The organism is Dellaglioa sp. CoH-56-MRSF-11, from assembly GCF_056782135.1.
Genome location: NZ_JBXAYE010000004.1, coordinates 113,105 through 139,363, shown reverse-complemented (window position 1 = coordinate 139,363; position 26,259 = coordinate 113,105). Strand labels below are relative to the sequence as shown.

The 26,259-nt window shown below is 30.7% G+C and carries 21 protein-coding genes; all 21 read right to left on the bottom strand.

Going from position 1 to position 26,259, the window contains the following annotated elements:
• Positions 1–103: 103 nt before the first annotated feature.
• Positions 104–5,404 (bottom strand): helicase HerA domain-containing protein, encoded by a 5,301-nt coding sequence (locus AC1RPT_RS05830; RefSeq protein ID WP_481761695.1) that lies wholly within the window; start codon positions 5,402–5,404, stop codon positions 104–106.
• A complete protein-coding gene (gene dptG, locus AC1RPT_RS05825) occupies positions 5,385–6,710 on the bottom strand; it encodes a DNA phosphorothioation-dependent restriction protein DptG (RefSeq protein ID WP_481761694.1) in 1,326 nt (441 codons plus the stop codon). The genes AC1RPT_RS05830 and dptG overlap by 20 nt, the downstream gene beginning before the upstream one ends.
• Entirely contained in the window at positions 6,710–8,581 is a 1,872-nt protein-coding gene (gene dptF / locus AC1RPT_RS05820) for a DNA phosphorothioation-dependent restriction protein DptF (RefSeq protein WP_481761693.1), read from the bottom strand. Before dptF ends, dptG begins: the two co-directional genes overlap by 1 nt.
• Positions 8,582–8,723: 142 nt before the next feature.
• Positions 8,724–9,074, bottom strand: coding sequence for a DUF1831 domain-containing protein (locus AC1RPT_RS05815; RefSeq protein ID WP_481761692.1), 351 nt, complete (start codon positions 9,072–9,074; stop codon positions 8,724–8,726).
• Positions 9,075–9,087: 13 nt separating this feature from the next.
• A complete protein-coding gene (locus tag AC1RPT_RS05810) occupies positions 9,088–10,236 on the bottom strand; it encodes a cysteine desulfurase family protein (protein WP_481761691.1) in 1,149 nt (382 codons plus the stop codon).
• A 24-nt stretch (positions 10,237–10,260) separates the two neighbouring features.
• On the bottom strand, positions 10,261–10,944 hold the full coding sequence (locus tag AC1RPT_RS05805; protein ID WP_481761690.1) for a 5'-methylthioadenosine/adenosylhomocysteine nucleosidase: 684 nt from the start codon (positions 10,942–10,944) through the stop codon (positions 10,261–10,263).
• Positions 10,945–10,972: 28 nt separating this feature from the next.
• A complete protein-coding gene (locus tag AC1RPT_RS05800) occupies positions 10,973–11,230 on the bottom strand; it encodes a DUF1328 domain-containing protein (protein WP_481761689.1) in 258 nt (85 codons plus the stop codon).
• On the bottom strand, positions 11,223–11,783 hold the full coding sequence (locus AC1RPT_RS05795; RefSeq protein WP_481761688.1) for an NUDIX domain-containing protein: 561 nt from the start codon (positions 11,781–11,783) through the stop codon (positions 11,223–11,225). The genes AC1RPT_RS05800 and AC1RPT_RS05795 overlap by 8 nt, the downstream gene beginning before the upstream one ends.
• A 27-nt stretch (positions 11,784–11,810) precedes the next feature.
• The gene (locus tag AC1RPT_RS05790; protein ID WP_481761687.1) at positions 11,811–12,734 is read right to left on the bottom strand and encodes an alpha/beta hydrolase; all 924 of its coding nucleotides are present in this window, start codon (positions 12,732–12,734) and stop codon (positions 11,811–11,813) included.
• Positions 12,735–12,816: 82 nt separating this feature from the next.
• Complete coding sequence (gene dapF / locus AC1RPT_RS05785; RefSeq protein ID WP_481761686.1) at positions 12,817–13,791, bottom strand: diaminopimelate epimerase; 975 nt, start codon at positions 13,789–13,791, stop codon at positions 12,817–12,819.
• Positions 13,792–13,909: 118 nt separating this feature from the next.
• Positions 13,910–16,693: an isoleucine--tRNA ligase gene (ileS, locus tag AC1RPT_RS05780; RefSeq protein ID WP_481761685.1), complete on the bottom strand. Its 2,784-nt coding sequence runs from the start codon at positions 16,691–16,693 to the stop codon at positions 13,910–13,912.
• Between the two features lie 281 nt (positions 16,694–16,974).
• On the bottom strand, positions 16,975–17,673 hold the full coding sequence (locus AC1RPT_RS05775) for a DivIVA domain-containing protein (protein ID WP_409022377.1): 699 nt from the start codon (positions 17,671–17,673) through the stop codon (positions 16,975–16,977).
• A 19-nt stretch (positions 17,674–17,692) separates the two neighbouring features.
• Positions 17,693–18,475 carry a YlmH family RNA-binding protein gene (locus AC1RPT_RS05770; RefSeq protein ID WP_481761684.1) on the bottom strand — a complete coding sequence of 261 codons (783 nt, stop codon included), beginning with the start codon at positions 18,473–18,475 and terminating at the stop codon, positions 17,693–17,695.
• Between the two features lie 6 nt (positions 18,476–18,481).
• A complete protein-coding gene (locus tag AC1RPT_RS05765; protein WP_409022375.1) occupies positions 18,482–18,775 on the bottom strand; it encodes a YggT family protein in 294 nt (97 codons plus the stop codon).
• 21 nt (positions 18,776–18,796) lie between these two features.
• Positions 18,797–19,210 (bottom strand): cell division protein SepF, encoded by a 414-nt coding sequence (locus tag AC1RPT_RS05760; protein WP_481761683.1) that lies wholly within the window; start codon positions 19,208–19,210, stop codon positions 18,797–18,799.
• A gap of 32 nt (positions 19,211–19,242) precedes the next feature.
• Complete coding sequence (gene ftsZ / locus AC1RPT_RS05755; RefSeq protein WP_481761682.1) at positions 19,243–20,475, bottom strand: cell division protein FtsZ; 1,233 nt, start codon at positions 20,473–20,475, stop codon at positions 19,243–19,245.
• 17 nt (positions 20,476–20,492) lie between these two features.
• Positions 20,493–21,809 (bottom strand): cell division protein FtsA, encoded by a 1,317-nt coding sequence (ftsA, locus tag AC1RPT_RS05750; protein WP_481761681.1) that lies wholly within the window; start codon positions 21,807–21,809, stop codon positions 20,493–20,495.
• Between the two features lie 120 nt (positions 21,810–21,929).
• Positions 21,930–22,778 (bottom strand): cell division protein FtsQ/DivIB, encoded by an 849-nt coding sequence (locus AC1RPT_RS05745; protein ID WP_409022371.1) that lies wholly within the window; start codon positions 22,776–22,778, stop codon positions 21,930–21,932.
• An 18-nt stretch (positions 22,779–22,796) separates the two neighbouring features.
• Entirely contained in the window at positions 22,797–23,897 is a 1,101-nt protein-coding gene (gene murG / locus AC1RPT_RS05740; protein ID WP_409022370.1) for an undecaprenyldiphospho-muramoylpentapeptide beta-N-acetylglucosaminyltransferase, read from the bottom strand.
• 1 nt (position 23,898) lies between these two features.
• Positions 23,899–25,275 carry a UDP-N-acetylmuramoyl-L-alanine--D-glutamate ligase gene (gene murD / locus AC1RPT_RS05735; protein WP_481761680.1) on the bottom strand — a complete coding sequence of 459 codons (1,377 nt, stop codon included), beginning with the start codon at positions 25,273–25,275 and terminating at the stop codon, positions 23,899–23,901.
• 17 nt (positions 25,276–25,292) lie between these two features.
• Positions 25,293–26,258, bottom strand: coding sequence for a phospho-N-acetylmuramoyl-pentapeptide-transferase (gene mraY / locus AC1RPT_RS05730; protein ID WP_409022368.1), 966 nt, complete (start codon positions 26,256–26,258; stop codon positions 25,293–25,295).
• Position 26,259 lies beyond the last annotated feature (1 nt).

The window sequence follows — 26,259 nt, the reverse complement described above, 5'->3', positions numbered from 1 at the left end:
ATTCTGAAAAAATCTACGATTTGAAGGTCGCACTATTTCAGTAAGTACTATTATACCAATAATATATACTAATACAACCCTAGTGTGTCATAATTTACTTTACTTAGTTTATACGATCATCAAATCCACTTATTTTAATAGATTCTATTCGTGATACCACTTGATTGGTACCATTAAGCATAGGCCCTTTAATAATACTTTCGCCTTTTTGTAAATTAGATAAAAGATATTGATATTGTTGATTACTGTCTTTATCTAAAGATAGCGTGTTCGCAATAAGTTTAACTTGGTCTTCCAATGGTAAAAAATTAACTTGCTCAGATGCATTATAGACACTACTGATATCACCCTTAATAGCTGATATAGATTGAGTTGCAAAAATTCCTGACCAACCGAATTTTCTTCCTTCTTTTAAAATTTTAACAGTTGGAGAGTTATCTTTAAAATTTAAATTTTGTATTTCATCAAGTACCACTGGAATTGGATTTTCTTCTGTATTTCCAATACTTTGAAGATAATTAAACAAATCCCAAAGTACAAATTCAGTAATAACTTTTTGTATATCATGTTGAAATCCTTTTAATTGAAAAATATGAATAGTTCCATCTTTATTTAAATATGACTCCCAGTTTTTGGAATCTTTAGTATAAGTGAAAGGATTTGAACTCAATAACATATCTAGTCTACCTACTATTTTTAACCCATCCTTGAATTCATCTTCGTCACTTAATATATTTTTTAAATGTAAAAAGGTAAATGATTTACCGTTTCTTGCATAACCATCACTTATTGCAGTTTTCAATGAATACCTTTGCTGAGTGCCTAACTCAAAAACGTTATCTAACATTTGAGATACTCGGTCTGCCATATCATTTACATCTTCAGTAATAAAGGTTCCACCACCATAATCTATTTCTTGAAGATTAAATGGATTTATAGGTAATTTATCCCCCGCTTTAACTAAGTGAAATTGAATTTTATTATCATGTCTCATTTTGCTAACAAAATTTTTATCCAATTGATTTTCCAAAAATCCATCAGTATAATCAACTACCAAACTATTAATATTTTTATTAGCCAACTCATACAGTAATGTTTGAACAAAGTAAGTCTTCCCCTGCCCAGACTTACCCGTAATAATCATGTGCCTATTTGAAAGCCCTGGATTTCCATACTCCCAATAAGCTTCATCAACACTACCTTTTTTAACGCCTAATTTAATTCTAGTTTTTTCAGAAAATGTATTTTCAGGATATTCTATTTCAAAATCAGAAAGTTCATTTATATTCGAATATTGACTTTGACTTTCATTTATACTATTTATAGATTTAATTTCGTTGTTATCTTCAAAATTTTTTTTATCCTTATTTTCACAATATTCATAAGCTGACTCTGTATCTAATTCTTTGTTTATAATAATATTTTTTCCTTTATCAGTATCGATAGTTTCTTGATAACTATCATCATGCAAAATATTTTTTAAAAGGCTTTCTTCCGGAAATCCCAATTTTCCACTTTTAATTTCTGAGATGATTTCATTTAATCCCTTACTTGCATAAATGTATGCGTCACCCTCAGGAAGTTTAATTTCAGTTATATTCTTACCGCCTAATTCCTTTCTAAGAATTCTCCGACTATCATTTCTATCACCAAATGAAACAATGAAAGCCTTGCCATAATATTCGTTTAATTCATTTGAAATTATAAAATCATTATTCAATAACTTATCATCATTATCTTGAATTTTTTTATATAGTTCTGCATTTATTAACTTGTTATTAAACATTTTTTTTAGATTAGCTAAATATATTGTCATAAAAAAATTACGGTAATATTCGGATTTAAATTTATTTTCATCCCTCAGCGCCTCATTTATTGTTTCTGCCGTATTAACCGCCTGCAACGTTGCCTTAGATATAACATCCGAATGGTTCTGTCCAACTTTAACTTCGACAGGAAACAAATGAATTTTTAAATTTTCTCCTACTTCAACACCCATGAATAACAGATCATCACTTGTAGCTCCTGTCATTCCTAGATTTTTTGCTGTAAATAATCCTTCTTTTTGGCTCATGCCAACCATTCCAGAAACTCTTAATATCTCTTCTAGCGATATGGGCACCCAAATAATATTCTCAGTTTCTAAAATACCCATTAATTCTTTATACGCCGAAATAATACTTAACTTTTCCCTCACTATATTGTGATTCGTTTTATCTCCGATAATTTTTAGAAGCCATTCTCCATTAATAATGTTAAATGATTTAATAATATTTAAACTTGTTTCTTTATTTTTAATTATAGTTTTGTCATATCTTTCTATCTTATCATTGATAATTAAACTATATTGTTCAATTTGGTTTGTAAAAGTTATTGACTCATAATTTGAAGTGTTACTTTGATCTGTATAATGAATAATATATAAATCATTACGTTCCGAAAAATAATCCAAACTGATATCTGGATCCAATAACGTTACCCAATTACTATTTTCCATAATATTCGTTAATATATCATCAAAATGACCATCTTCACTTTCAAAACTTGGAATGTTATTTACATTCGTAATTCCTGCTTGATAAACATTTGTTTCCGCATTGTTGGCTACACTAAATGCATTCCAATCATACATAAATTTGATCAATGGCCGATGTAAATATTTTGAATCCATATTTACACCGAATCCTTGTATAAACATTTTTTTATCAAGACTATATTTTTTACCACTTATTAGACCGCCTAAAGTATAATTCATTTCCAGCTTATCTGATTTAAAACTATTGGCATTACTCTCGACATCCATCTTATAAAATGAAACATGACTATATGGTTGTCTAACAAAATTATGATAAATATTAATCCGCGATTTTAATACTTTAATTACGTCTTCATTAGCATAATCATTAATTTTATCTCCCATAAATTTTTCAGAAAATAAATTTTCAAAATCAGCTGCCGTTATAATTTGATTAAATTGGTCATATATTGGATTAAGAATTTTTTTATCGTTATTTATATATAAATTAACAGGATGCATATTTTCTAATTTAAACCCTTGTTTAGTATTTTGAAGCTGTTTTAACATAAAATCAATCGTACTCTTTAATATTGTTTTATCATCGTTAATATTATGCATTGAAGCATTTAATGCATAATCAGAACTTACTTCAAAAAGATAATGAAAATGCTTATAAAAATCTAACATTCTAGAAGTAATAATATTTCTAGAAATCGCTGATATTTTTGATTTTTTAAATTCATTAAAGAATAACCATCTAGGCGAACTATCATCAAAATTTGATTTTAATAGTCCCCCATTTTTTGATATATATGGAACTAATCCACTTGGATTTAACGTTCGAATAAAATTTTCAGGTATAGATTGAAATTCTGTCCTTTTTAATAACTCTAGTTGATATTTAATCAATACTGGATGTAAAGGTGTATAAGCTATTTCCCCATCGATTTCTACTGTACCCATTTTATATAAATCTTTTAATTCCAATGTAAGTCTTTCTTCGGAGATTTGATTAATTACTTCATCAAAATCATCACAATATTTATTAAGAGCTTTCAATAATTCTTGATCAAAATAACTTAAACTTAAAATAGTATTTCTTTCTTTTAATAGCTTACAAATAAGAATATAGTCTATTCTTATTTGTTCAGGTATCTGAACTTCAATACTAGTGACAATTGAATCATCTATTTTTGCATACAATATTTGTTGTTTAATAATATCTACTTCATAATTCAACAACTTCTTATTTTCACTAAAGACATAATATTTTTCTGTACCATTAATTATTTTAGCCCCATCAAAAATTAAACTTTCATTAGCCTTACGCCTATTTTTTTCTATAAACAAACCACTTCTGGGAACCGGCTTCTGACTATTATCTAAAATTGAAAATGGTATTTCAATGCCTTCATTAACTAGCTTAAATTCATTCTCACTTTCATCTGAATCAATATTTTCAAAATTAATATTTACACCCACTTCATCTGAAATAGGAATTACATTATATTTAATCTGATCATAATCAACCTCATCAATAAAATCTGTACCACCAATTATATAATTTTTTTCGTATTCTAACTGAATCTCCATCTTAGATTTAGTTATTTTTACACGATAACTCGATAATATATTATTAAATATGTCTTGAGAAAATGGTAAATAAATTATTTGAAATGTATATTTCTGTGCCTTTGAATGTTCATATGAGGTCTTAATTCCATATATATCCATCACATTGAAGTCGTTTACAATAATTTTTAAATTATTACCATCTGCAGTAAATTCAGCAGATTTCCCATCAATTATATGGCTCTTACTTTTATTAATTCTTGATGCCTTCACAGAATCATCAAAAGGAAGTTTTATTATCAATTGATTATTTTCATGATTAATATTATTTTTAAATATTAAAATAAATCTGTTTTTGTACTTAACAGAATTTTTATTTTCACCATTTTCTCTACTTCGGTCATATATAATTAAATCAGGATTAACTTTATTTATTTTATCTGATTGATAAATAATTGTATCTTTTCTTAATTCTTTTAATTTTTCTTTTCCTCTTTTTATTTTTGAAAAATCGACATCCATCCAAATATCCTTTTCTTTCAACATACTCATTGATTCTAAATCTGCTTGCGTGTAGTTAACTATTTTATCTTCAACAGTATTATATTCTTGCCAACCACCAATCTTTTGAAAATCTTGCTTATTTTCTCTTAATCTTTTTTTAATATTATCAGCATCATACGTTTGTATTTGTGTATCATAAAAATAACCCATATTTTTATAGTCATCCGGAGTAATCTCTGATTTTTCTAAAATTGAAAAAATACTGGCAAAATCTAATAATGTTAAGTTCATTGAATCTTCCAAAATTATATTCTTTTTAAACTCTTCTAATACTACTTGGTTAGCGTCCGATAACCCGGACTTTTCTATTTCACTTTTTAAATCGTGTTTAATTTTATCAACAGAAAAAGGCCCATTTCCGTGACTAACATTCATGGCTCCACCCGATATACTGTCAAGAATTTCAGTACACACGATAAAAAGTGCCGTATTTCTCCATATGTCAGATTGTAAACTAACCCTATTTCTAAGTGTTACTAAAAAATCTGAGTTCATTTTATCTGTTGCTGCAACAAATAATATGTTAACACCATTTATATTTACCACTTTACCATGGAACTGCACGTCCTTTTGATCAATTACAAAATCTTCAGTAGAAATAATATCATTCATTTCAAATGCATTATAGAATCTAACAACTTCATTATTTTGATCTAAATTCAAATAATACCTGCTACCAGCACTAATATTTTGGGTTTTAAACCATTTAAATAACCGTTCGATTAAAAATTTATAATATTGGTTTGACATATTGTGCATCCCCGCTATCGCTTAATTTTTCAAGAATATTCATTTTTTCATATGTTTCTACTAATTTTCTTTTAGAAATATTATCTAATGAAATTCCTCTATTACTCATTTCGGTAATAACATCTTTAACAAGCATTTTTTCTGAACCAACTATACCCGCTGTAATCACCAATACAGTATCATCAGTCATGTTTAAAACATTTCCAAGTCTACCACGTCTTTTTACAAAATATTTTACTGCTATTGCTTCAAAAGATTTAGAAAATCTAGATTTAGTTTCGTCGGATAAATTTTTTGTTAATTTTAATTTTAAAAGTTTTATATTATCCTTTATATTATTTTCAGATGACATGCTTATATCATCCTCCAAAAACTCATTTAAAAATTCACTTAAATTATTTCTAAGTTCTATTGAATATTCAAAATTTATATCTGTTAACTGAAATAAACTATAAAATTTTTCACTAGGAACTAATAAATTTAAATAATCTAATAAATCAACGTTAACTAACAAATCAGTTGCGTTTTCTTTAACTTGAGCATAACCTCTATCATTTGTTGGTCTTGAACCTGATATTTTTTCCGTATCAAGTGCAAAAAAAATATTTTTTTTATTAAACTCATCGAAGGTTCCAATATTCATTATTATTTGACTAATTATGAAAAAATAATAGTAGCTAAAAAATGTATCAATATTTTTCATAAAAAATGTTGTATTTTTCATAAAATTGTTCAAATCATGATTAAAATAATCTAAGAATATACTTTGGTCACCAATTGAAACAAATTTTTCTTTTTTTATATTATTATTAGTTAGTTCATGTAAATTTTCTATAATAATTTTTTCATAAAGATTGTGCTCATCTTTTTTATTTATAAATTCAATCCACATATTATTTTTCTCTAGCTCAAGTGTATAATTTAAAAATGCTGCAATCTTTAATTCTCCACTTGAACTTTTTTTTTCGTTCGACTTTTTATACGCCAGCAACTTGGGAATATAAATTTCATCAAGTGCCGAATTAGAAAATAATTTTAAAAATTTATCTTTATTACCTATTTTAGATAAATCAAAATCATCACTTATATCCTTATCAAAGGATTTAGTATCCTTTGATATCTCACCTTTGTTAATGCTAATCCTTGCTAAATTACCTATAATTGGTGCAAATCCATTTTCAAATTTTGCTCTCTCTGGCTCACGGGTCATAAACGGTAATAATTGTCCTGATTTATGATGATTATTTTTTATCTTTCCTTTATCCATTTCCAAATGTTTTTTTAAATTTTCTAATTCAATAGACATTATATTTTCACCTCTGATACTTCATAATCAATCCCATTATTCTCTATTTTATATAGATATCCATCATTTATATTACCAACAATAACAGTTTCATTGTTATTAGTATTCAGTAATATGTTAAATACAAAATTGTTAAAATTCATTGCCTCTGACCGTTCAATATTAGAAATAACATATCCATTATGAATTTTTGTCAATAGCACATAATCTTCAAAATCTATTTTAACAAAATATTCAGCTTCATTACTTGTATCTTTAAAACACATATTAATTTCAAACTTGTTAATTTCAAAATCTACATAGTTTAATCTTAATGGCACTGCAACTCTAGTTTTTAAACTCAAATTATTTATAAACGCGAATCCTTTTACAGTTTGACCGTTCCACCGTAATACATTGCTTTGTATCAATTTTGCCAACTCTTTAATTTGTCTTACATTTTTTGAAAGAATACTTAGAAAAGAAAAATAATTTTCATTATCAAATAACTCATTTTGATAATCTAATAAAAATTGAACTCTAAGAAATGTGTTAACTCGAATTTTATGTCTATCCGTATCTAATTTACCAACAGATTCTATAACTTTTTGAATTGCTCTTTCATTATCTTCAATTTTATCTTCAATTTTATCAACATACTCATCATCATAGTTGTATACCTCAACATTAAATTCATCAATTTTTTTATTTGAATTTCGTGATGGATCAAGAAAATAAATAGCTTTTAATATCTCAGACTTATTTTGGCTTTCAAATAATAAATAAGGTAAATATGATGTGTAATTACTTTTAATTTCCTTTGCTGGTATAATAATATCGTGAATAAAGTTCAATACATCTCGAGTGGAGATGATTATACCATTAGAAACTTGAATTCTTATCAATAAATATTTAATTGCTTCTTGGACTTTCTTATTTAAGAACAGCTCATAATTAATATGTTCAACTTTATCATAGCCATTTTCTAAATCATTTCTGTAAGCATTATAAAATGGATTATTTTCTTCTTTTAAACATATTTTTTTAAAAATTTGATCATAATATAAGCTGTTCACACCCGTCTCATCAATTTCAAAGTTTGCATTATTAAAAAATGAAATCACTGATACTTTTTTATCTTCTATATTTTCCTGATTATTTTTTTCTATATTACTCAATGCAATTGTAATTTCACTTAATGTCGAATCTGACTTTATTTTATGAAGTAATCTCTTAACTACCCCTAAATTAATAGCAATAATAACATGTTTATAACCTTCAATTTCATTCTTATTCTTTGTGAGAATATCCATTAACGAATCAATAGATGATAAATTAGGATTAATGCTTTCCGTTGCATCATTATGTATATATACTTTATTTTTTTTAAAAATATCAAAATATTGATTATTCATGTAAGATAATAGATGCGATTTTCCATCTCCTACATTTCCTACAATAAAAGTTAAAGAACTTTTTTCTCTCTGTATTTTATTAAGAATTATCTTCTCTAACCTATGTTGTATTTCTCGTTCTACGTGCATATATTCATTAAAAGCACTAAAATCACTTGCATCAATTACAGAATCTTTTGCTTCAAATGATAATTTTTTTAACATCTGTGCCAGAGCAGATTCTGTTATATTTTTATCTTTCTTAAATACATCAAAATATTGGTGTATTTCTTCTAACTTATTTATGTCATGAGTAATTGCAACTATTCTAAGTTTTTCAAAATCAATATCTGAAATTAACTTCTTACTTCTTAATTTCAATCCCAAACTATACAAATCATCTAACGAGAATTCTACCTTAGACCCTTCAAAAGATACTTCAAATTTTTTAATCAATATTTTATATAATGATTCTGCTTTCATCAAATATAAATCCATTATTTCATCTCCTATTGAATATAGTGAATACGCTTTATTATACCTTTTCAATCTAAAAACGTACATACAAAAACATCCTTATAATACTTCATAGTTAATATACCCTTATAAAATACTATTAATAATAATAAAAAAGGTATTGTCATTTTGACAATACCTTTTTCAAAACATCCCTATCAATTAATTGACCAATCACATAATCAAATTGTTCAGTTTCAGCTTTTTTATCTTCACCATGAAATATATTAACTGCTTTAAGTCCATTAGCAGTCGTCGTTGACATTTTAAATCCAGTTAATGACTTATCAACGATAACTTTAACTTTAATGCCCTTATTGAAAGGTGAATTAGGATCTAAAGATCTCTCCAATTGAAAATTACCTGCTTTAGTTTCTGCAAATCCTAAATCTCTTAACGTATATTTTTTTACATCAGAACTCAATTCATAAGTTACTGTATCTCCTAAAAGTTGAATACTTTTTTCAAATGCCATTATTAAATTCCCCCTATTTTTTCAATCTACCAACTATTCTAACTAATTGTACTATAAAAGTATCTATCTCTTCAGCTGTATTATCTTTTCCAAAACTCAATCGAATAGATTCTGTGACTCTCGGACTCTTTTCACCGTACATAGCCATTAATACATGTGAAGGTTCGAGATTACCAGCAGTACATGCAGAGCCACCAGAAACAGCAATACCTGCCAAATCTAACCGGGTCTGTAATACTTCAGTTTGAATACCTTTTATCCAAATATTAAAGACATGTTGTAAGTTATCATCTGAGAGTGTCCCATTAATTTCAAAATCAATATGGTTATCATCTAATCCCGCTATAATTTGCTTTTTGAAGCCTTGATACTTTAATTGTCGTACTTGTTTTTCATCATCTGAGATTAAAGAAACAGCTTTAGCAAAACCTGCAATTGCTGGTATGTTTTCTGTCCCTGCTCGTCTCTTGTCTTCTTGCTCCCCACCTTTAATAAAGGGAGGGAAAAATATAGATTCTCTTCTATAGAGAAAGCCTAAAAATTTAGGCCCATTCAATTTATGGGCTGATGTTGATAACATATCTATATGATCCTCATTAACATCTATATCCAGTAGTCCATAAGCTTGAACAGCATCCGTATGGAACCAAGCTTGATGATCCTTTAAAATCTCACCAACTTCATGAATTGGCATATGACTTCCCGTCTCATTGTTACCCATCATGATTGAAACAAGAATTGTATCATCTCTTAAAGCCTCTTTAAAATCGACTATATTGATAACACCATCTTCATTAACTGGTAAATAAGTAACTTCAAATCCAATTGATTCTAAATATTTCATTGTTTTTAAAATAGCCTGGTGCTCTACTGCTGTTGTGATTAAATGCTTACCTAATGTTTTTCTCTGAATAGCTGTTTGCATAATAGCCATATTATCACTCTCAGTACCACCACTTGTAAAGATGATTTCTGATTCTTTTGCATGAATACTATTTGCAATAATTTGTCGACTATCATCAAGCACCATTCGTGCTGAACGTCCAAATTGATGTGTACTTGAGGCATTCCCGAAGGTGCTCTTCATCATATCTGTCATCACTTCAACGACTTCATTTGCCATTGGTGTGGTTGCTGCGTTATCTAAGTATATTCCTGACATTAATTTAGTTTATCTCCTTTTAATTTAGCTTAATAATGATAGAATCATTCGTGCTGATTTTTGACCAGCTTCAATAATAAAATCATCAAATGTTTGTCCAGCTTCTTCATCGCCAACATCTGACATCGCTCTAACAATAGTGAATGGAATACCAAATTGGTGTGCTGCCTGACCAACTGCGGCACTTTCCATTTCACTACAAAGAGCATCAGGAAAATGATTAAGTATGACATCTGTCTGAGCTTGACTTGCTATAAATTGATCACCAGATACAATTAGTCCTGGTTTTATACTTAAATCATTTTCTTGAGCCGCTTTTTTAATTGCATCGTTTAAATTTGTATCTGCCAAGTATTTAGTTGGTTGTTGGGGTAATTGACCAATTTCATATCCAAAAGCTGTTGCATCAACATCATGATAGGCAACTTCTGTGGCTAAGACCACATCTCCAATTTTAAGTCCATTACCAATACCACCAGCTGAACCAGAATTAATAACGGCTGTTACTCCAAATTCTGCAATTAAAAGGGCTGTTGTCATCCCTGCTTGTACCTTACCAATACCAGATCTAACCAAAACAACTTCTTTTCCATTAATTTGGCCTGTATAAAATGAAATCCCGCCAATTTCTTTGTCTTTTCTATTCTCTAGATGACTTCTAAGCGAAAGAATTTCTTCCTCCATTGCACATAAAATACCGTAAATCATGTTGTTACCCTCCATTTTTTATTAATATCTAAGGTAATAAGAATAAAGCTAAAAATACAATTACAATTGCAATAACTAAAAATACAATTGTCCAATTCAAAAATTGGTTTAATTTACTTTTTTTATTTGTTTTTTCTGGTTGTTCTGAAGATGAGCTTCTTGTTGGATGTTCATCTTGGTATTCCTTTTCAACTCGTTGACGTTCTTTTTGTCGAAATTCAGGATCATTCTTTAATTCTTGTAATCTCTGATATTCACTTCTCGATAACTTTTTTTCATCATCCATGTAATTCACCTTTTAATCGTTCAATTTCCCAATGATTAACCGCTAAAATAGTTTTAACATCAGTTATTTCACCAGATTTAATTTTAGCTTGAACCTCATTAAACGTCAATTCGACTACATTTAAAAATTCATCAATATCCTGAGGTAACTCGTTATCTACATTTTCTAATCCAGTCGCATAGAATAGCGTTAAATATTCGTCCGCAAATCCTAATGCTGAATGAAACCCATATATTTCAGCTAAATGTTTAGCTTCATAGCGTGTTTCTTCATTCAGTTCACGTGTTGCAGTCTCGATTAAATTATGATCATCGCCATCAATTTTACCGGCCGGAATTTCTAATGATGTCTTCCTAATAGGTGCTCTCCACTGGTTAACTAGAACAATTTTTTCTTCATCCGTTATTGCTAATATACCTACAGCACCATGATGATGTACGATTTCTCTATTTGATTGTTCACCATTTGGTAGTTTAACCGTCTCATTAACAACTTCTATAACATGTCCTTTGAATATTAATTCTTCTGATAAAACTTTTTCTTCTAAATTCATTTAATTAACCTCGTTATTTTACTTTTCCTAGTTAAAATATTGTTTTAAAAAATGAGTTACTTTCTTTTCATACTCAACTTTATCTTTTGTAAATGACGTAGCATGTTTAGCACCATGTGCAATGAAAATTTCTTTAGGTCCTCTTGTCGCAGCATAATTTTGATAAATCATCTCAGTCGGAACAAATTTATCGTCACTACCATGAATAAATAACACAGGTAACTTATTATGATTTAATTGCTTAATTGAACTTGCTTCATAAAATGAGTAACCTGCTTTAACTTTTGATATCAGACTAGCAATAGGGATAATAGGGATTTTAGGTAACTTATACATCTGTTTCAACTGATAAGTTAACTCATCAGCCACACTTGTATAGCCACAGTCTTCAATAATTGCCTTAACTTGTGAAGGCAATTTTTTCTCTCCACTCAACATCATAACCGTTGCGCCACCCATACTAACACCGAATAGAGTAATTTTTGAATCTGTACCTTTATATTTAATTACTTTATCAAGCCACTGTAAATTATCTTTTCTCTCTAACCAACCATAACCAATATAATCACCTTGACTTTGGCCATGTGCTCTTGCATCTGGTGCAAGAACATTATAGCCTTTGTCATGATAAAAATGAATAAAGCGGACCATTTCTTCTTTCTTTCCCATAAATCCATGAGCAACAAATATTGTTTTATTAGTTTTACTTTCTGCAGGAACATAAATTGCTTTAAGCTTTAAATTATCTTCAGATTTGATCTGCCAATTTAATTTTTTAACTTGTTTTAACCAAGTGTATTCTTTCTTTAACTCAGCACTTTTAGGTTCTGAATTAATAAATTCCTTATTGGTTGGTGTCTCCGCATATTCAAATAAATAATAACTAATGCCAAAAATAACAAAGCCAATTATTATCAGCATTAAACAAATTCCAATGATCCATTTTTTCATTAAATTTCCTCAAGCGTTTCCCTTTATTTTAAATTAAAAAAAGGATAAAAGACAGTCATTTATGTCTTTTACCCCCATAAAATTACATAATACTTAATATAAACTTTAAATAAGCATCCTGTTCATTAGTTGATATCCATTTGGCCTTAGAAAAATCACCATTCAGAGCATCAGCTAACTCAATTGTTATATTCGCAACATTAGTTGCATTACCAATTAGAGACATCCAGTAATTGCCACTCTCATCTTGATGCACAACAGTTTTAACCATACCACCAGGATTTTTTACATTAATTTCAGTTCCAAATGGCACTTTACCTTCACTTAACAGAACAAACATTAAACTTGAAGCAGACATTGCTGTTCCACACGCATTAGTAAACCCAACTCCGCGTTCATAAGTTCTAACAAAAATTGATTTATTATCTAATTTTTCAACAAAACTAACGTTAACACCATCTGGAAAATACGGATTTTCACCGTTTAAATAAGTTGCAATTCTTTCAAGTTCCGGTCCTTGTAACGTTGTATGATCAACAAAAGTAATTAAATGCGGATTTGGTACCGAGACAGCTGAAAACTTTAACGTTTGTGAAAATTCAGGAATAATTTCATCTACCAATGTTTGTCTTTGTAAAAACATTGGTAACGTTTGTGACTCAAAACTAACAGGTGAAATTTCGACATTGTAAGCTGCAACGCCTGCCTGAAGATTTGGTGCTTTCTTAACATCTAAATCAGCATGCATTGTCTCAACTTTAAATTCTGTTTGTCCAAATTTAGTTTCTAAATAGCGCCCAACAGTTCTTAAACCGTTTCCACACATACTAGCCTCTGTACCATCAGCATTGATGACTCTCATTTGACCTAGAACACCATTATGACTTGATTTATCAACGACTAAAATGCCATCTGAGCCACCGTGTAATCCAGATTCTCGATCACACATTTGAATTGCTAAATTCTTTAATTTTTCATCTGATAATGCTGTCTCTAATTTAGTTTGATCTAAAAGAAAAAAATCGTTTTCTGATCCATGTACTTTTACTAATTCCACATTGAACACCTGCTCTCACTATAATTGTATACCTTACATATTACGCTATATTTTTAGGATTGTAATCAATTTGACTCAAAAAAAGGAATAACTCTACGTTATTCCTTTTTTGAAATATTTAATTTTCAAAACCTTCTGTAACTGCCTCTGGATAACCTTGTTCAACAATCGTTGCACAACGATGACAGAGCGTTGGTAACGCAGTATCCTCCCCAACATCAGTCTTAACCATACGACATCTTTGACAAACTTCACCGTTAGCTACTTCAACTTTAACAGCTAAGTTATCAAAATTAGTTGCATCTTCTGGAACATCATCAATAGATAAAATTTCTAAATCAGAAACAATCAATTGTTGACGGATATCCGTATCAAGTACGTTAAGTAATTCTTTATCAGAATCATTCACATATAAAATAACTTTTGCTTCAAATGATTTCCCAATTAATTTTGCATCACGCGCATCTTCCAAAGCCTTTAAGACATATGAACGAATTTTCATGAATGCTTGCCAATTTTCAACAATTTTAATTTCACCATCAAAATGGGCAACTTCTGGCATTTCACTTAATTGAACATATTCTTCTGGTTCTTTCAAATAGTCCCAAACTTCTTCAGTTGTATGTGGCAAGATAGGTGTTAATAACTTAGCCATTGTTGTTACAATCTGGTATAGAACAGTTTGCATTGAGCGTCTTTCAAAACTATCTTCAGCTTCAATATAAACGATATCTTTTGCAATATCTAAATAGAATGCTGATAAGTCATTTGAAATAAATGTAATCACTTTTTTGTAAATTGCTAAGAAATCATATTCAGCATAATCATCCAAAACCTCTTTTGAAAATGTATTTAATTTAATTAACATATACTTATCTGCTGATGCCAATTCATCAAATGCAATTGCATTTTCATTTGGATCAAAGTCAGTTGTATTAGCCAAAATAAATTTAAATGTATTTCTAATCTTACGATATGTTTCAGAGACTTGTTTTAAAATATCCATTGAAACAGCGATATCAGAAGATGTATCTGCTGATGCTGTCCATAATCGGATAATCTCAGCTCCTGATTGTTTAATAACTTTACTTGGTAAAATGATATTCCCAAGCGATTTACTCATCTTATGTCCTTTATCATCAAGTACAAATCCTTGTGACATCAACTGTTTGTATGGTGCAATTCCATTAGTTGCAACGGATGTAATAACACTTGAATTAAACCATCCACGATATTGATCTGAACCTTCCATATATAGATCTGCAGGATACGTTAAATTATCACGTTTACCTAGCACTCCACGATGTGAAGAACCTGAATCAAACCAAACATCCATGATATCTTCTTCTTTTGTAAATTCACCATTAGGACTATGTTCACTTGTAAATCCTTCAGGAAGTAGTGCTTTAGCATCATTTTTGAACCAAATATTTGATCCATTTTTTTCAAACAATTGAGCAACATGTTCAATTGTTTCTGGTGTAATGATAGGTGTCCCATCTTCTGCATAGAAGATAGGTAATGGAACGCCCCAAGCACGTTGACGTGAAATCACCCAATCGCCACGATCTCTAATCATATTGTAAAGACGAACCTTACCCCATTCGTTTTTAAAATCAACTTTTTCAATTTCTTTTAATATATCATCGCGGAACATCTCTACTGATGCAAACCATTGTGCCGTTGCACGGAAAACAACAGGTTTTTTTGTACGCCAATCATGTGGATAACTATGCGTAAAGAATGAAAGTTTAAGTAAATGACCATTCTCTTTCAATTCATCAGTTACTAATGGATTAGCTTTATCATAAAATATCCCTTCAAATCCAGGCGCATCTTCATTCATGACACCTTTTTCATCTAAAACAGATACAACGGGTAATTTATACTTTTGTCCAGCAATAAAATCATCTTCACCATGTCCTGGAGCAGTATGAACAAGTCCTGTACCAGAATCTAAAGTAACATGGTAACCTAGAATAACTAATGATGTACGATCATATAATGGATGTTGCACTGTCATATATTCCATATCGCGACCAGAAAATTCTTTTAATACTTCAACATTTTCCCAATCAAATTCTTCTTTTAAAATATTTAAACGTTCTTCAGCGACAACATATTTTTTCCCATCAGCATTAATTTGGATATATTTATAATCAGGATGTACAGCGACACCATAATTAGCTGGAATTGTCCATGGTGTTGTTGTCCAGATAATCATTTTTGTATCTGTATCTAAAATATCTTTCCCATCAACTACATCAAATGTAATATACATTGATGGTGATTTAATATCGTGGTATTCAATCTCTGCTTCAGCTAATGCTGATTCAGACGATGGTGACCAATAAATTGGTTTTTTACCTTTATAGATGTAACCTTTTTCAGCCATTTCACCAAACATTCTGATTTCTTCAGCTTCAAATTCAGGTTGTAAAGTCATGTATGGGCTATCCCATTCAGCTGCAACGCCTAAACGTTTAAAATCTTCGCGTTGCAAATTAACTTGCTCCAAAGCATATTTTTCACATAATTCACGAAAATCAGCTTTTGACATGGTTTTACGATCAACACCTTGTTTAACCAATTGTTGTTCAATAGGAAGGCCATGAGTATCCCAGCCAGGAACAAAAGGTGATCTGAAGCCCATCATTGATTTTGAACGAACGATAATATCCTTCGTAATCTTATTTAAAGCATGTCCCATATGGATATTACCATTAGCGTATGGAGGTCCATCATGTAAAATGAAACTTGGTTTCTTTTCATTTAACTTTTGTCTTAGTTCATAAACACCGTTTTGTCTCCATGCATCTTCACGCTCTGCTTCTTTAACTGGTAAATTTCCACGCATTGGAAATTCTGTCTTACCTAAGTTTAAGGTTTCTTTCATTTTCATATTATAAACTCCTTTTAAAAGTTATTTTATTTCATTATACACAAAAAGACTCCGTTACAAGGGACGAAGTCTTCGTGTTACCACCCAAATTTAGAAACTTAACATTATATAACGTTAAATTTCACTCAATCATCGTGATAACGGAGATGAAGCCGATTAAACTTACTTGATCATTTCAGTTTAATGAAATCGTTGAGATGATAAATTATATAATACTTATTATCGACCTTCCACTATCATCGACTCGCTAAAAATGTATCATATAATTGTTATTCTCAAATTTATTTATTATCTGGGAAAATGACCATTGTATCTTGATCATTTTGCTCAGAATCTTCATTTGCATCTGATTCAGCAATAATTTCTGTAACAACAATATCGTCATTATTATTAACTGATTCTTTTATTTCTTTGGCTTCACGTTTTTCTTTGTCTTCTTCACGTTTTAAAACGTCTTGAATTTCAGAATATGTGCTTGTCTCGCCTTGTTTTAAAATTTCGTCCCAATCAGAACTTTTAACAACTTCTAATTGTGATTCCATCATAACTTTTAAACGTTGACGGAAAATACGTGCTTGTTTCTTCAAGTCATCAGTCTCAACAGCTAATTTTTTAGCTTTTTCTGAAGCCATATCAATAATATGTTTAGCTTTTTCATTCGCTTCATCAATAATATCATGACCTTGCTTTTGTGATTCTTTATTAATAATTTCAGATTCACGCTTAGCATTAACCTTAACGCGATCAGCAGCTTCTTGAGCAACAATAATTGATTGATTTAAAGAATCTTTTAAATCATTAAAGTATTCTAACTTTTCATTACTAGTTTTAACTTCTTCAGTTAAATTTTCATTTTCTTTTAACGTTATTTCATAATCTTTAATAATTTTATCTAGAAAATCATTAACCTGGTCTTGATCATAGCCTCGTAATTTTACGTTAAATTCTTTATTATGAATATCTAATGGACTTAAAGTCATTTTGCACGTCCTTCAAAATTTATTTTTTTAATATTGATAACTCTAATTTATATTTATCTTTTCTAGTCATACCTGCAATAAAATCTAACTTGATTCGTCCAAAACCACGAATTGACAAAACATCAAACTCTGCTAATTCATAATCAGGCTTATTAATAACTTGCCAATTTAAACTAACTTTTTCAGAATTAACTAAATTTTTGGCGTTTTGTCGAGACATATTATAAACAGCTGATATGACTGAATCGATTCGTAACGATGAAACTAATTCATTTTGCGATTGCCACTCATCTGTGACACTCACCGTTTGTGAAAAAGGAATCTCTTCAAGTGATACCTTAATTTTACCAATACGATCAACTTGACTAATCAAATAATTAGCCATCTTTTTTTCAACAACAACCTGCCATTGCTGACCATCTGTTAAAATATCACCAAGTACTTCTCTATCTAATCCCGCATTAGCCAAAGTTCCCAAAATTTGTCCATGTTTTAAGGTAGCAAATTTTATTGGATACTTAATTTCAATAAGTTGTAAATCAAAATCACTATCTTGAACATCGAAATACGCTGGATAAAAAAGTAATCTTTTTCGTTCAGCTTCTTTCGTGCCACCAAATAATTTTAAACTAATTTCGTCATTTTGGCCTAATAGATAGGTCGCAATATGTGCCTCTCTAGGATTTAAAAAATGAGTTAGAACTGCCCTGTACTCTGATTTAGCTTGCTCGATATAATCTGACAATGTATCAATAATTTCTTTTTCGTCGGACCTGAAATGTTGGTAAATTGTATCATTCATATATCATTAGCCTCCAACATAAAGACGAATCAAAGTAGTCAGAAGTCCCATAACCCCATTTTGGATGAAGCTTAGCGCGATTATCGCAATAATTGGTGAAAAACTAATACCCCCAATTGCCGGGATAAAACGGTCAAAAAATGCAAGGTATGGTTGACAAATTTTACTTAAGAAATGGCCAACCGGCGTATTATAAGCGCCTGGAAACCATGACATTAAAACGTAAATGATAATTGCTAGCTCATAAGCATCAAAAGCCCACGTAATCACTTTAGCTAGAAATGTAATAAACTCAATCATTTGTATACCTCGATTTTTCTTTTATTCGAATTTTTCAAAAATATTATCTGCCATATTTCCTTCAACAGTAAATGAGTTTGGTGTACAAAGAAAAATATTATCGCCAATTCTTTGAATTGTTCCGTTAATAGCAAAAATTGTTCCGGACAAGAAATCAACAATCCGTTTAGATTGAACTTCATCCATTTTTTGAAAATTTACGACGATTGCTTGATTTTGCATTAAATGCGTTGCAATATCCTTAACATCAGAATAAATTCTAGGTTCAAATAAATTAATTTTTTGTGGTTGACTATATTTACCATTTATCGAAACGACTTTATTACTTTGATTCAATGACGAAGTCCGCATAGACTCTTCGGTTTGGTAATCATCATTTTCAAAATCATCTTCTTCAGCTAACCCAAAAAAACGACCAATTTTTTCAAAAGCCATAATATCCGTAACCTCCCCATTGATTCATTTAATTAATCTTTACGTCGTTTTCTGAAAAACGGTGGTGTACTTAAACTATCATCATTATTTGTTGCTAAATCATCAGTTTTGATATCATTCTTAAAGACATCAAAATTTGGTTTTTCAACATTTTCAAATTCTGTTGATTTTTTTTCTTCAGGTTGACTTGATGGGTGCATAATATCCCAATCGTCAAAACGATCTTCTTGCTTTTCAGCTAATGTTGCTTTAGGTGCATCAGTTCTTGGTAATGTTCGTGTACGAACTGTGGCTTTTTTTTCTTCTTTAACATCATCAATACCAGTTGCAATAACTGTTACGACGATTTCATCACCTAGGTCTTCATTAATTGACGTTCCAAAAATAATATTAATTTCATCAGTTGCAGCTTGTGAAATAATTTCAGAAGCTTCTTGCGCTTCGAAAAGACTCATATCAGCACCACCGGTGATATTAAGTAGAACTTGTTTTGCACCATCAATTGAAACTTCGAGTAATGGCGAAGAAATTGCTTTTTTTGTTGCTTCAGCAGTTCTATTTTCACCAGTAGCAGATCCAATTCCCATTAATGCAGTTCCTTGATCAGCCATCACTGTTTTAACATCAGCAAAATCTAAATTAATTAAACCGGGTGATGTAATTAATTCAGAAATACCTTGAACACCTTGACGTAAAACATTATCTGTTTCTTGGAATGCTTCAAGCATCGGTGTCTTCTTGTCAATGATTTCAAGTAAACGGTTATTAGCAATAACAACTAACGTATCAACTTGATCTCTCAGATTAGCTATTCCTTCAGCAGCAAAACGGCTACGTTTAGGTCCTTCAAATGTAAATGGACGTGTTACAATTCCGACTGTTAAAATGCCTTGATCTTTAGCGATTTTAGCTACAACAGGAGCAGCTCCTGTTCCTGTTCCACCACCCATTCCAGCAGTAACGAAAATCATATCAGCGCCATCAATAGCTTCGATAATTGCTTCTTCACTTTCTTGTGCAGCTTTACTACCAATATCTGGAGTTGCACCAGCACCTAATCCACGAGTCAATTTAGGACCCAATTGAATTTTAATTTCTGCCTTTGAGCTTTCCAATGCCTGAACATCAGTATTTAATGCAATAAACTCAACACCTGAAACATTTTCATCAATCATACGATTAACAGCATTACCACCAGCGCCACCGACACCAATTACTTTTATTACTGCGCCTTTATCTTCACTTGAGTCCAAAGAAAATTCCATTACTTACTTCCTCCTATTTAATCGAAAAATTCATTAAAAAAGTTTTTAACTGATTTTAATGGATCCCCTGATGTTTTTGGTTTTCTAGTTTTTTTAACTTTGTTTTTTACTTCTTGCTTCTTAGGTTTTTCGTTGTCTGGTTCAACAATACTATAACTTAATTGATCAATATCAAGTCCCATTGCACTTTTCACTAATAATGTGACTTCATCTTGCTCGACTGCATAATTAATCAATCCTAAGGCTTGTGCAAATGAAGGATAGCGTAATCCCATTTGATCAGGGACGTAGGTTTTAACTTGAACTTGCAAAATTTCTGATGCTAATTCTGTAATTCCTGGTAAAGCTGCAAGACCACCAGTTAAGATAACGCCACCTGGTAATTCTAACGCCTTGATAGCATCTAATGAACTTTTTATTTTATCTAAGATTTGAGAGATTCTTGCTTCAATAATCTCTGCTAAATATTTTTCAGAGATATTGATTGGCTCACTTTGTCCAACAACATCAACTGGGAAAACATCATCTTCTGATGCTAACTCAGAATTAGCAAATCCATAATTGCGTTTCAATTTTTCAGCATTTTCAACAGATGTATTAAGAACCACTGAGATATCTTTCGTGACAAAATCGCCACCCTCTTGGTCCACGTATGTAAATTTCAACTTATGATCATGAATCACTGAAGCAGTCGTTTGACCACCACCGAGATCAATAAGTACAGTACCAAAGTCTCTTTCGCCATCTGACATCGCAACTGATGCAAGTGCTAATGGGTTCACGATTGTTTCTCTGATAGTTAGCCCAGCATTTTCAACACATTTTTTTAAATTATGAATAATTGTTTTTGGGCCAGTATAAACTGATCCATGCATTTCTAATCTCACACCAATCATACCACGAGGATCCTTAATGCCATCAAATCCATCAACTACAAATTCATCAGCAATAATATCAATGATATCTCTTTCTGGTGGTAAATTTTGAACTAATGCTGCACTCGCAACATTCACAACATCTTCATTTGTAATTTCTTTTGATTCATCTGAAACGGCAATCATGCCGTTACAAGGAATAATTTGTAATAAATTAGCAGGAATACCAACATGTACTTCGTGAATCTGAATATTTGCTTTTTCTTCAGCTTGTTTAATAGCTTTTTGTACTGAAATTACAGCCTTATCAATATCGACTACAATTCCCCTATTCAAACCTTGTGAGCGTTCATTACCAATACCAATTACGTTCAATTGACCATTAACGTATTCAGAAACGATAACTTTAATTGATGTCGTACCGATATCTAACCCCACATATATACCTGCGTTACCCATCTGAAAAAGAACCTCCTTACAGCTTGCTTTTAATATTATTTTTTATAAGATATAGTACTCATATTTTACCACATTAAGACCTGATTTAGAAAGGATATCCCATAGGCCATACCAACTTTGTTAACTTTTCTTATTATATGGATAAGAATATGCACCCACTTCTAAATCAACGACACCTTTTTTCTTCATTTTAGATGAGATACTTGGATAGAAAGCCATTTTATCGGCAAAATTATCAATATTAGCAATAATTTTATTTCTGTCATTCATGTATATATATATTCGCTGATTATTCACTTTGGATGGTTGATAATCGATTTCTGATATTCCATTTCTGATTTTCATCGGAATTTTTTTATATTGTTTAACCATTTTTTGCAATATATTTGTTTGATTAAACTTAGAATACGTAGGATAATTCCCCACTGGTTGGTCAAATTTCTTACTTCCAATTGTCCCATTCAAAAATAATTGATAGTATGTTTTATTTTTATAAATATATCCTGCAAGATCATATTCATTAATAGAAAGTTTAACACCATTCCATTTATTATGGCTAACAGTTAGTGACTTCACCTGTGGCAATTCTTTTTTTATATCCTTTAAAATAGCTTTTTTTCTAAAAAACGCGTGGGATAATGGATCATTAATGTGTAAATTACTAGCATTTTCTACTTGTACTTTTGAAACTGTTTTTTCACCTGAAATACTAATATTTTGTATTTTACTTAATGGTGAAATAAAATATAGTGCAATTAAACCAATAATCAGAAACGAACCAATTATAATAATTAATTTTTGTTTTAGGGCATGATGTTGATATTTTTTTAATTTTGGTAATCGGTCACTAATTGTTTTGGGGTTTCCAAAAAAATCGAATCGTTTATTTTTCTTCTTTTTTTTCTCTTGTAAGGCCTCCCAAGGTGTCAATTCAGCTTTTTTTCTTTTTAAGAATTTATTTTTTGACATCTTATTTGGCCTCCTAACTTATTCTTTAATTTTGATTAAATCTTCCATAACCTTAATTAGATTATCTGCAGCATTGGGCACACCCATTTTACGTGAATTATTAGCCATCTGTCTTCTCACATCAGTATTGAGCATCATTTCATCTGAAACCATGACCAATTTTGATCCCGTTAACTTATCCTCAGTAATAAGCTTAGCTGCATTATTATCAACTAGACTCATTGCATTTTTTACTTGATGATTATTTGTAACATAAGGGCTAGGCACCAAAATAGATGGTAATCCAAGTGCAGTTATTTCTGCTATACTTGTTGCACCAGCACGTCCTAAAATGACAGAAATATGGCTTAATAAATTAGGCATATTATTTAAATATGGTTTTATCACAATATTTTTATTTAATTCTATCCCGTTTAAATCATTCATAATTTTATCGTAGTGAACGTTACCTGTAACAAATAAAATTTGATATGGTTTTTTATTTAATTCAGGAATTGCTTCAACCATTGCTTGATTAATTTTCGCAGCTCCTCTTGAACCACCAAAAACTAACATCGTTGGTACATCATCTAATAATCCATATTGCGATAATGCTTCAATTTCTGTTTCATTTACAACCTGTTGTGCGCGGGGATTCCCTGTGAAAACAACTTTTTTCTTAGGAAATTGATCTGCAACTGATTCAAAAGAAATAGCTACTTTATCAACAAAGTGGCTCAAAAATTTATTTGTTACACCTGCAACACTATTTTGTTCATGAACAATAGTTGGAATATGTAATCGAGCAGCAGCATAAACCACTGCACCACATACGTAACCGCCTGTTCCAATAACAATGTCTGGTTTAAATTCTTTAATCATTTTCTTTGCGTCTTTCACACTTTTTAAAAATAGTTGGACTGTCTTAATATTTTCTACTGATAACGATCTTTTAAATCCTTGAATTTTAATTGTTTTAAATGGAATTCCATTATCTGGAACGATTCGGCTCTCAAGTCCTTTTTCAGTCCCAACATATAAAAATTCAGCCGTTGGATCTTTTACTTTTAGCGCTTCAATAAGGGCCAACGCAGGGTAAATATGCCCGCCAGTGCCACCACCAGAAACAATAATTTTCATTTTATTTATCCTCTACTTGCATTAATTTTTCAACCGCTTCAATATATTTGTCACCACGTACTTCAAATGAAGGATATTGATCCCAACTAGCTGCTGCTGGGGATAACAATATAATATCATTGTTATCACTTAATTTATATGCTTCGGGAACAGCTGCAACAACATCAGTGACTTGCTTAATTTGAGTAATACCTGCCGCTTCTCCAGCATTTCGCATTAAATCAGCTGTTTCACCGAAAACAATCATTGCTTTTACATGTGCTTTAAGTACAGGCACCAATTTTTCAAACGTAAATCCTCTATCTAATCCACCAGCTAATAGTATAATTGGATTCGAAAATCCTTTTACAGCCATCTCAGTTGCTTCAATATTAGTTGCCTTTGAATCATTATAGAATTTGCGATTATGCCATGCGCTAACAAACTGTGTACGGTGGCGTACTCCTGTAAATGTCGATAATACTTCTTGAATAGCAGTATTTGTTACACCTTTAATTTTAGCAGTTACGATAGCTGCAAGCGCATTTTCAATATTATGTTCACCAGGAATATTAACTTCATCCGATTTCATAATGAATTCATTCTGATAGTAAATATTTCCGTCTTTTACATAAGCCCCTGTTTCAATTTCATCTAATCTAGAAAATGGCACAATGTTAGCAGAACTTGTTTTAGCTAGTTCACGAAGTTCTTTTAAATCCCAATTGACAACAAGAAAATCACTAGAATCTTGATTTTCAGTTATTCTCATTTTTGCTTTCACATAATTTTCTCGAGTTTTATGGTAATCCGTATGTGCCTCATAAATATTAGTAATAACGGCTATTTCTGGTTTCAATTTATCAATGCCACATAATTGAAAACTTGATAATTCAGCTACAATAATATCATTTTTGGTTACCTTTTTTGCTACGGCAACAGATGGAACACCAATATTTCCAGCGACAAATGCACGTCCTTGCTTTCTTTCTTGATTTAACATCAATGAAATCAGCGTCGTTGTAGTTGTCTTACCATTCGTTCCTGTAACCCCGATCATTGGCGCTTCAGAAATTTCATAAGCAAGCTCTGGTTCTGTAATAATAGGTAAACCTTTTTCCATTGCCTTTTCAATAAGTAAATTTGTATATGGAATTCCAGGGTTTTTTACGACTAACTCAAAATCCTCATCTAGTAAAGAGAGTGGGTGTCCGCCCGTAATCACTTTGATTCCTTCAGCCAAAAGCTCTTTAGCTTCAGGGTTATCATCAATATTTTTATGATCATTCACAGTCACAAATGCGCCTAAATCTTTTAAAAGTTTGGCTGCATTCAAGCCACTCTTTGCTAAACCTACAACTAGAACCTTTTTATTTTGATAATTCGTAATATTTTTCATTCCAATTAAATCTCCCTTTATAAAATGACTAGTAACGTTAAAATCGCAGCAATTAACCCAATAGTCCAAAAGACAATATCAATTTTCCATTCATTCCAACCACTCATTTCAAAATGATGATGAATTGGGCTCATCTTGAATATGCGTTTACCTGTTAATTTAAATGAAGCTACTTGTAAAATAACACTTGCCGTCTCACAAACAAATATAATACCAATAAAAATGAGTGATAGTTCTTGGTGTAATAAAATTGAAACGGTTGCTAATGCACCACCTAATGCTAACGATCCCATATCTCCCATGAAAACTTTAGCTGGTTTATGATTAAACCAAATGAACGCAATTAATGCGCCAATGACAGATAAACAAAAAATAAGTACATCCTTTTGTTGTTGTACTTGCGCAACAACTGCATATGCACCGAATGCAATAATTGATTGACCTGAAACAAGACCGTCAATTCCATCAGTTAAATTAACCGCATTAGAGAATCCAACAAGCCAAATAATAATGAATACAGCATAAAGAATACCGATTGAGACCTCACCAAAACCAAAGACATTAATTGCAAGTGGCAAATGTTCATGGACATAAACGACGGTGAAGATTAATCCACCAACTATTTGACCCAATAATTTTTGCCAAGGCTTTAAACCTTCATTTTGTCGTTTGAATAATTTGATACTGTCATCCCAAAATCCTAAAATAGCATATAAAAATAAGATGAAAATCATAATCATCATCGCTGGTGTCATAGAATTAGCCCATATACCTGTCCAAATTGCAGTAATAATAATAGCAATATTAAAGACAAATCCACCCATTGTTGGTGTACCAGACTTTTTCTCATGCCATTTTGGTCCTTCTTCTCTAATCATTTGCCCTTGTTTACGTATTCTAAAATAGCCAATAAATAATGGCATAAACATAAACGTTAATGCGAATCCACTTACCAACGGTATAAACATTTCTGGTTTAGTCATT

What these genes read in the sequence shown, in the direction of transcription:
- AC1RPT_RS05830 (WP_481761695.1), bottom strand. Translation starts at nt 5,404, where the DNA reads ATGTCAAACCAATATTATAAATTTTTAATCGAACGGTTATTTAAATGG.
- dptG (WP_481761694.1), bottom strand. Translation starts at nt 6,710, where the DNA reads ATGTCTATTGAATTAGAAAATTTAAAAAAACATTTGGAAATGGATAAA.
- dptF (WP_481761693.1), bottom strand. Translation starts at nt 8,581, where the DNA reads ATGGATTTATATTTGATGAAAGCAGAATCATTATATAAAATATTGATT.
- AC1RPT_RS05815 (WP_481761692.1), bottom strand. Translation starts at nt 9,074, where the DNA reads ATGGCATTTGAAAAAAGTATTCAACTTTTAGGAGATACAGTAACTTAT.
- AC1RPT_RS05810 (WP_481761691.1), bottom strand. Translation starts at nt 10,236, where the DNA reads ATGTCAGGAATATACTTAGATAACGCAGCAACCACACCAATGGCAAAT.
- AC1RPT_RS05805 (WP_481761690.1), bottom strand. Translation starts at nt 10,944, where the DNA reads ATGATTTACGGTATTTTATGTGCAATGGAGGAAGAAATTCTTTCGCTT.
- AC1RPT_RS05800 (WP_481761689.1), bottom strand. Translation starts at nt 11,230, where the DNA reads ATGGATGATGAAAAAAAGTTATCGAGAAGTGAATATCAGAGATTACAA.
- AC1RPT_RS05795 (WP_481761688.1), bottom strand. Translation starts at nt 11,783, where the DNA reads ATGAATTTAGAAGAAAAAGTTTTATCAGAAGAATTAATATTCAAAGGA.
- AC1RPT_RS05790 (WP_481761687.1), bottom strand. Translation starts at nt 12,734, where the DNA reads ATGAAAAAATGGATCATTGGAATTTGTTTAATGCTGATAATAATTGGC.
- ileS (WP_481761685.1), bottom strand. Translation starts at nt 16,693, where the DNA reads ATGAAAATGAAAGAAACCTTAAACTTAGGTAAGACAGAATTTCCAATG.
- AC1RPT_RS05775 (WP_409022377.1), bottom strand. Translation starts at nt 17,673, where the DNA reads ATGACTTTAAGTCCATTAGATATTCATAATAAAGAATTTAACGTAAAA.
- AC1RPT_RS05770 (WP_481761684.1), bottom strand. Translation starts at nt 18,475, where the DNA reads ATGAATGATACAATTTACCAACATTTCAGGTCCGACGAAAAAGAAATT.
- AC1RPT_RS05765 (WP_409022375.1), bottom strand. Translation starts at nt 18,775, where the DNA reads ATGATTGAGTTTATTACATTTCTAGCTAAAGTGATTACGTGGGCTTTT.
- AC1RPT_RS05760 (WP_481761683.1), bottom strand. Translation starts at nt 19,210, where the DNA reads ATGGCTTTTGAAAAAATTGGTCGTTTTTTTGGGTTAGCTGAAGAAGAT.
- ftsZ (WP_481761682.1), bottom strand. Translation starts at nt 20,475, where the DNA reads ATGGAATTTTCTTTGGACTCAAGTGAAGATAAAGGCGCAGTAATAAAA.
- ftsA (WP_481761681.1), bottom strand. Translation starts at nt 21,809, where the DNA reads ATGGGTAACGCAGGTATATATGTGGGGTTAGATATCGGTACGACATCA.
- AC1RPT_RS05745 (WP_409022371.1), bottom strand. Translation starts at nt 22,778, where the DNA reads ATGTCAAAAAATAAATTCTTAAAAAGAAAAAAAGCTGAATTGACACCT.
- murG (WP_409022370.1), bottom strand. Translation starts at nt 23,897, where the DNA reads ATGAAAATTATTGTTTCTGGTGGTGGCACTGGCGGGCATATTTACCCT.
- murD (WP_481761680.1), bottom strand. Translation starts at nt 25,275, where the DNA reads ATGAAAAATATTACGAATTATCAAAATAAAAAGGTTCTAGTTGTAGGT.
- mraY (WP_409022368.1), bottom strand. Translation starts at nt 26,258, where the DNA reads ATGACTAAACCAGAAATGTTTATACCGTTGGTAAGTGGATTCGCATTA.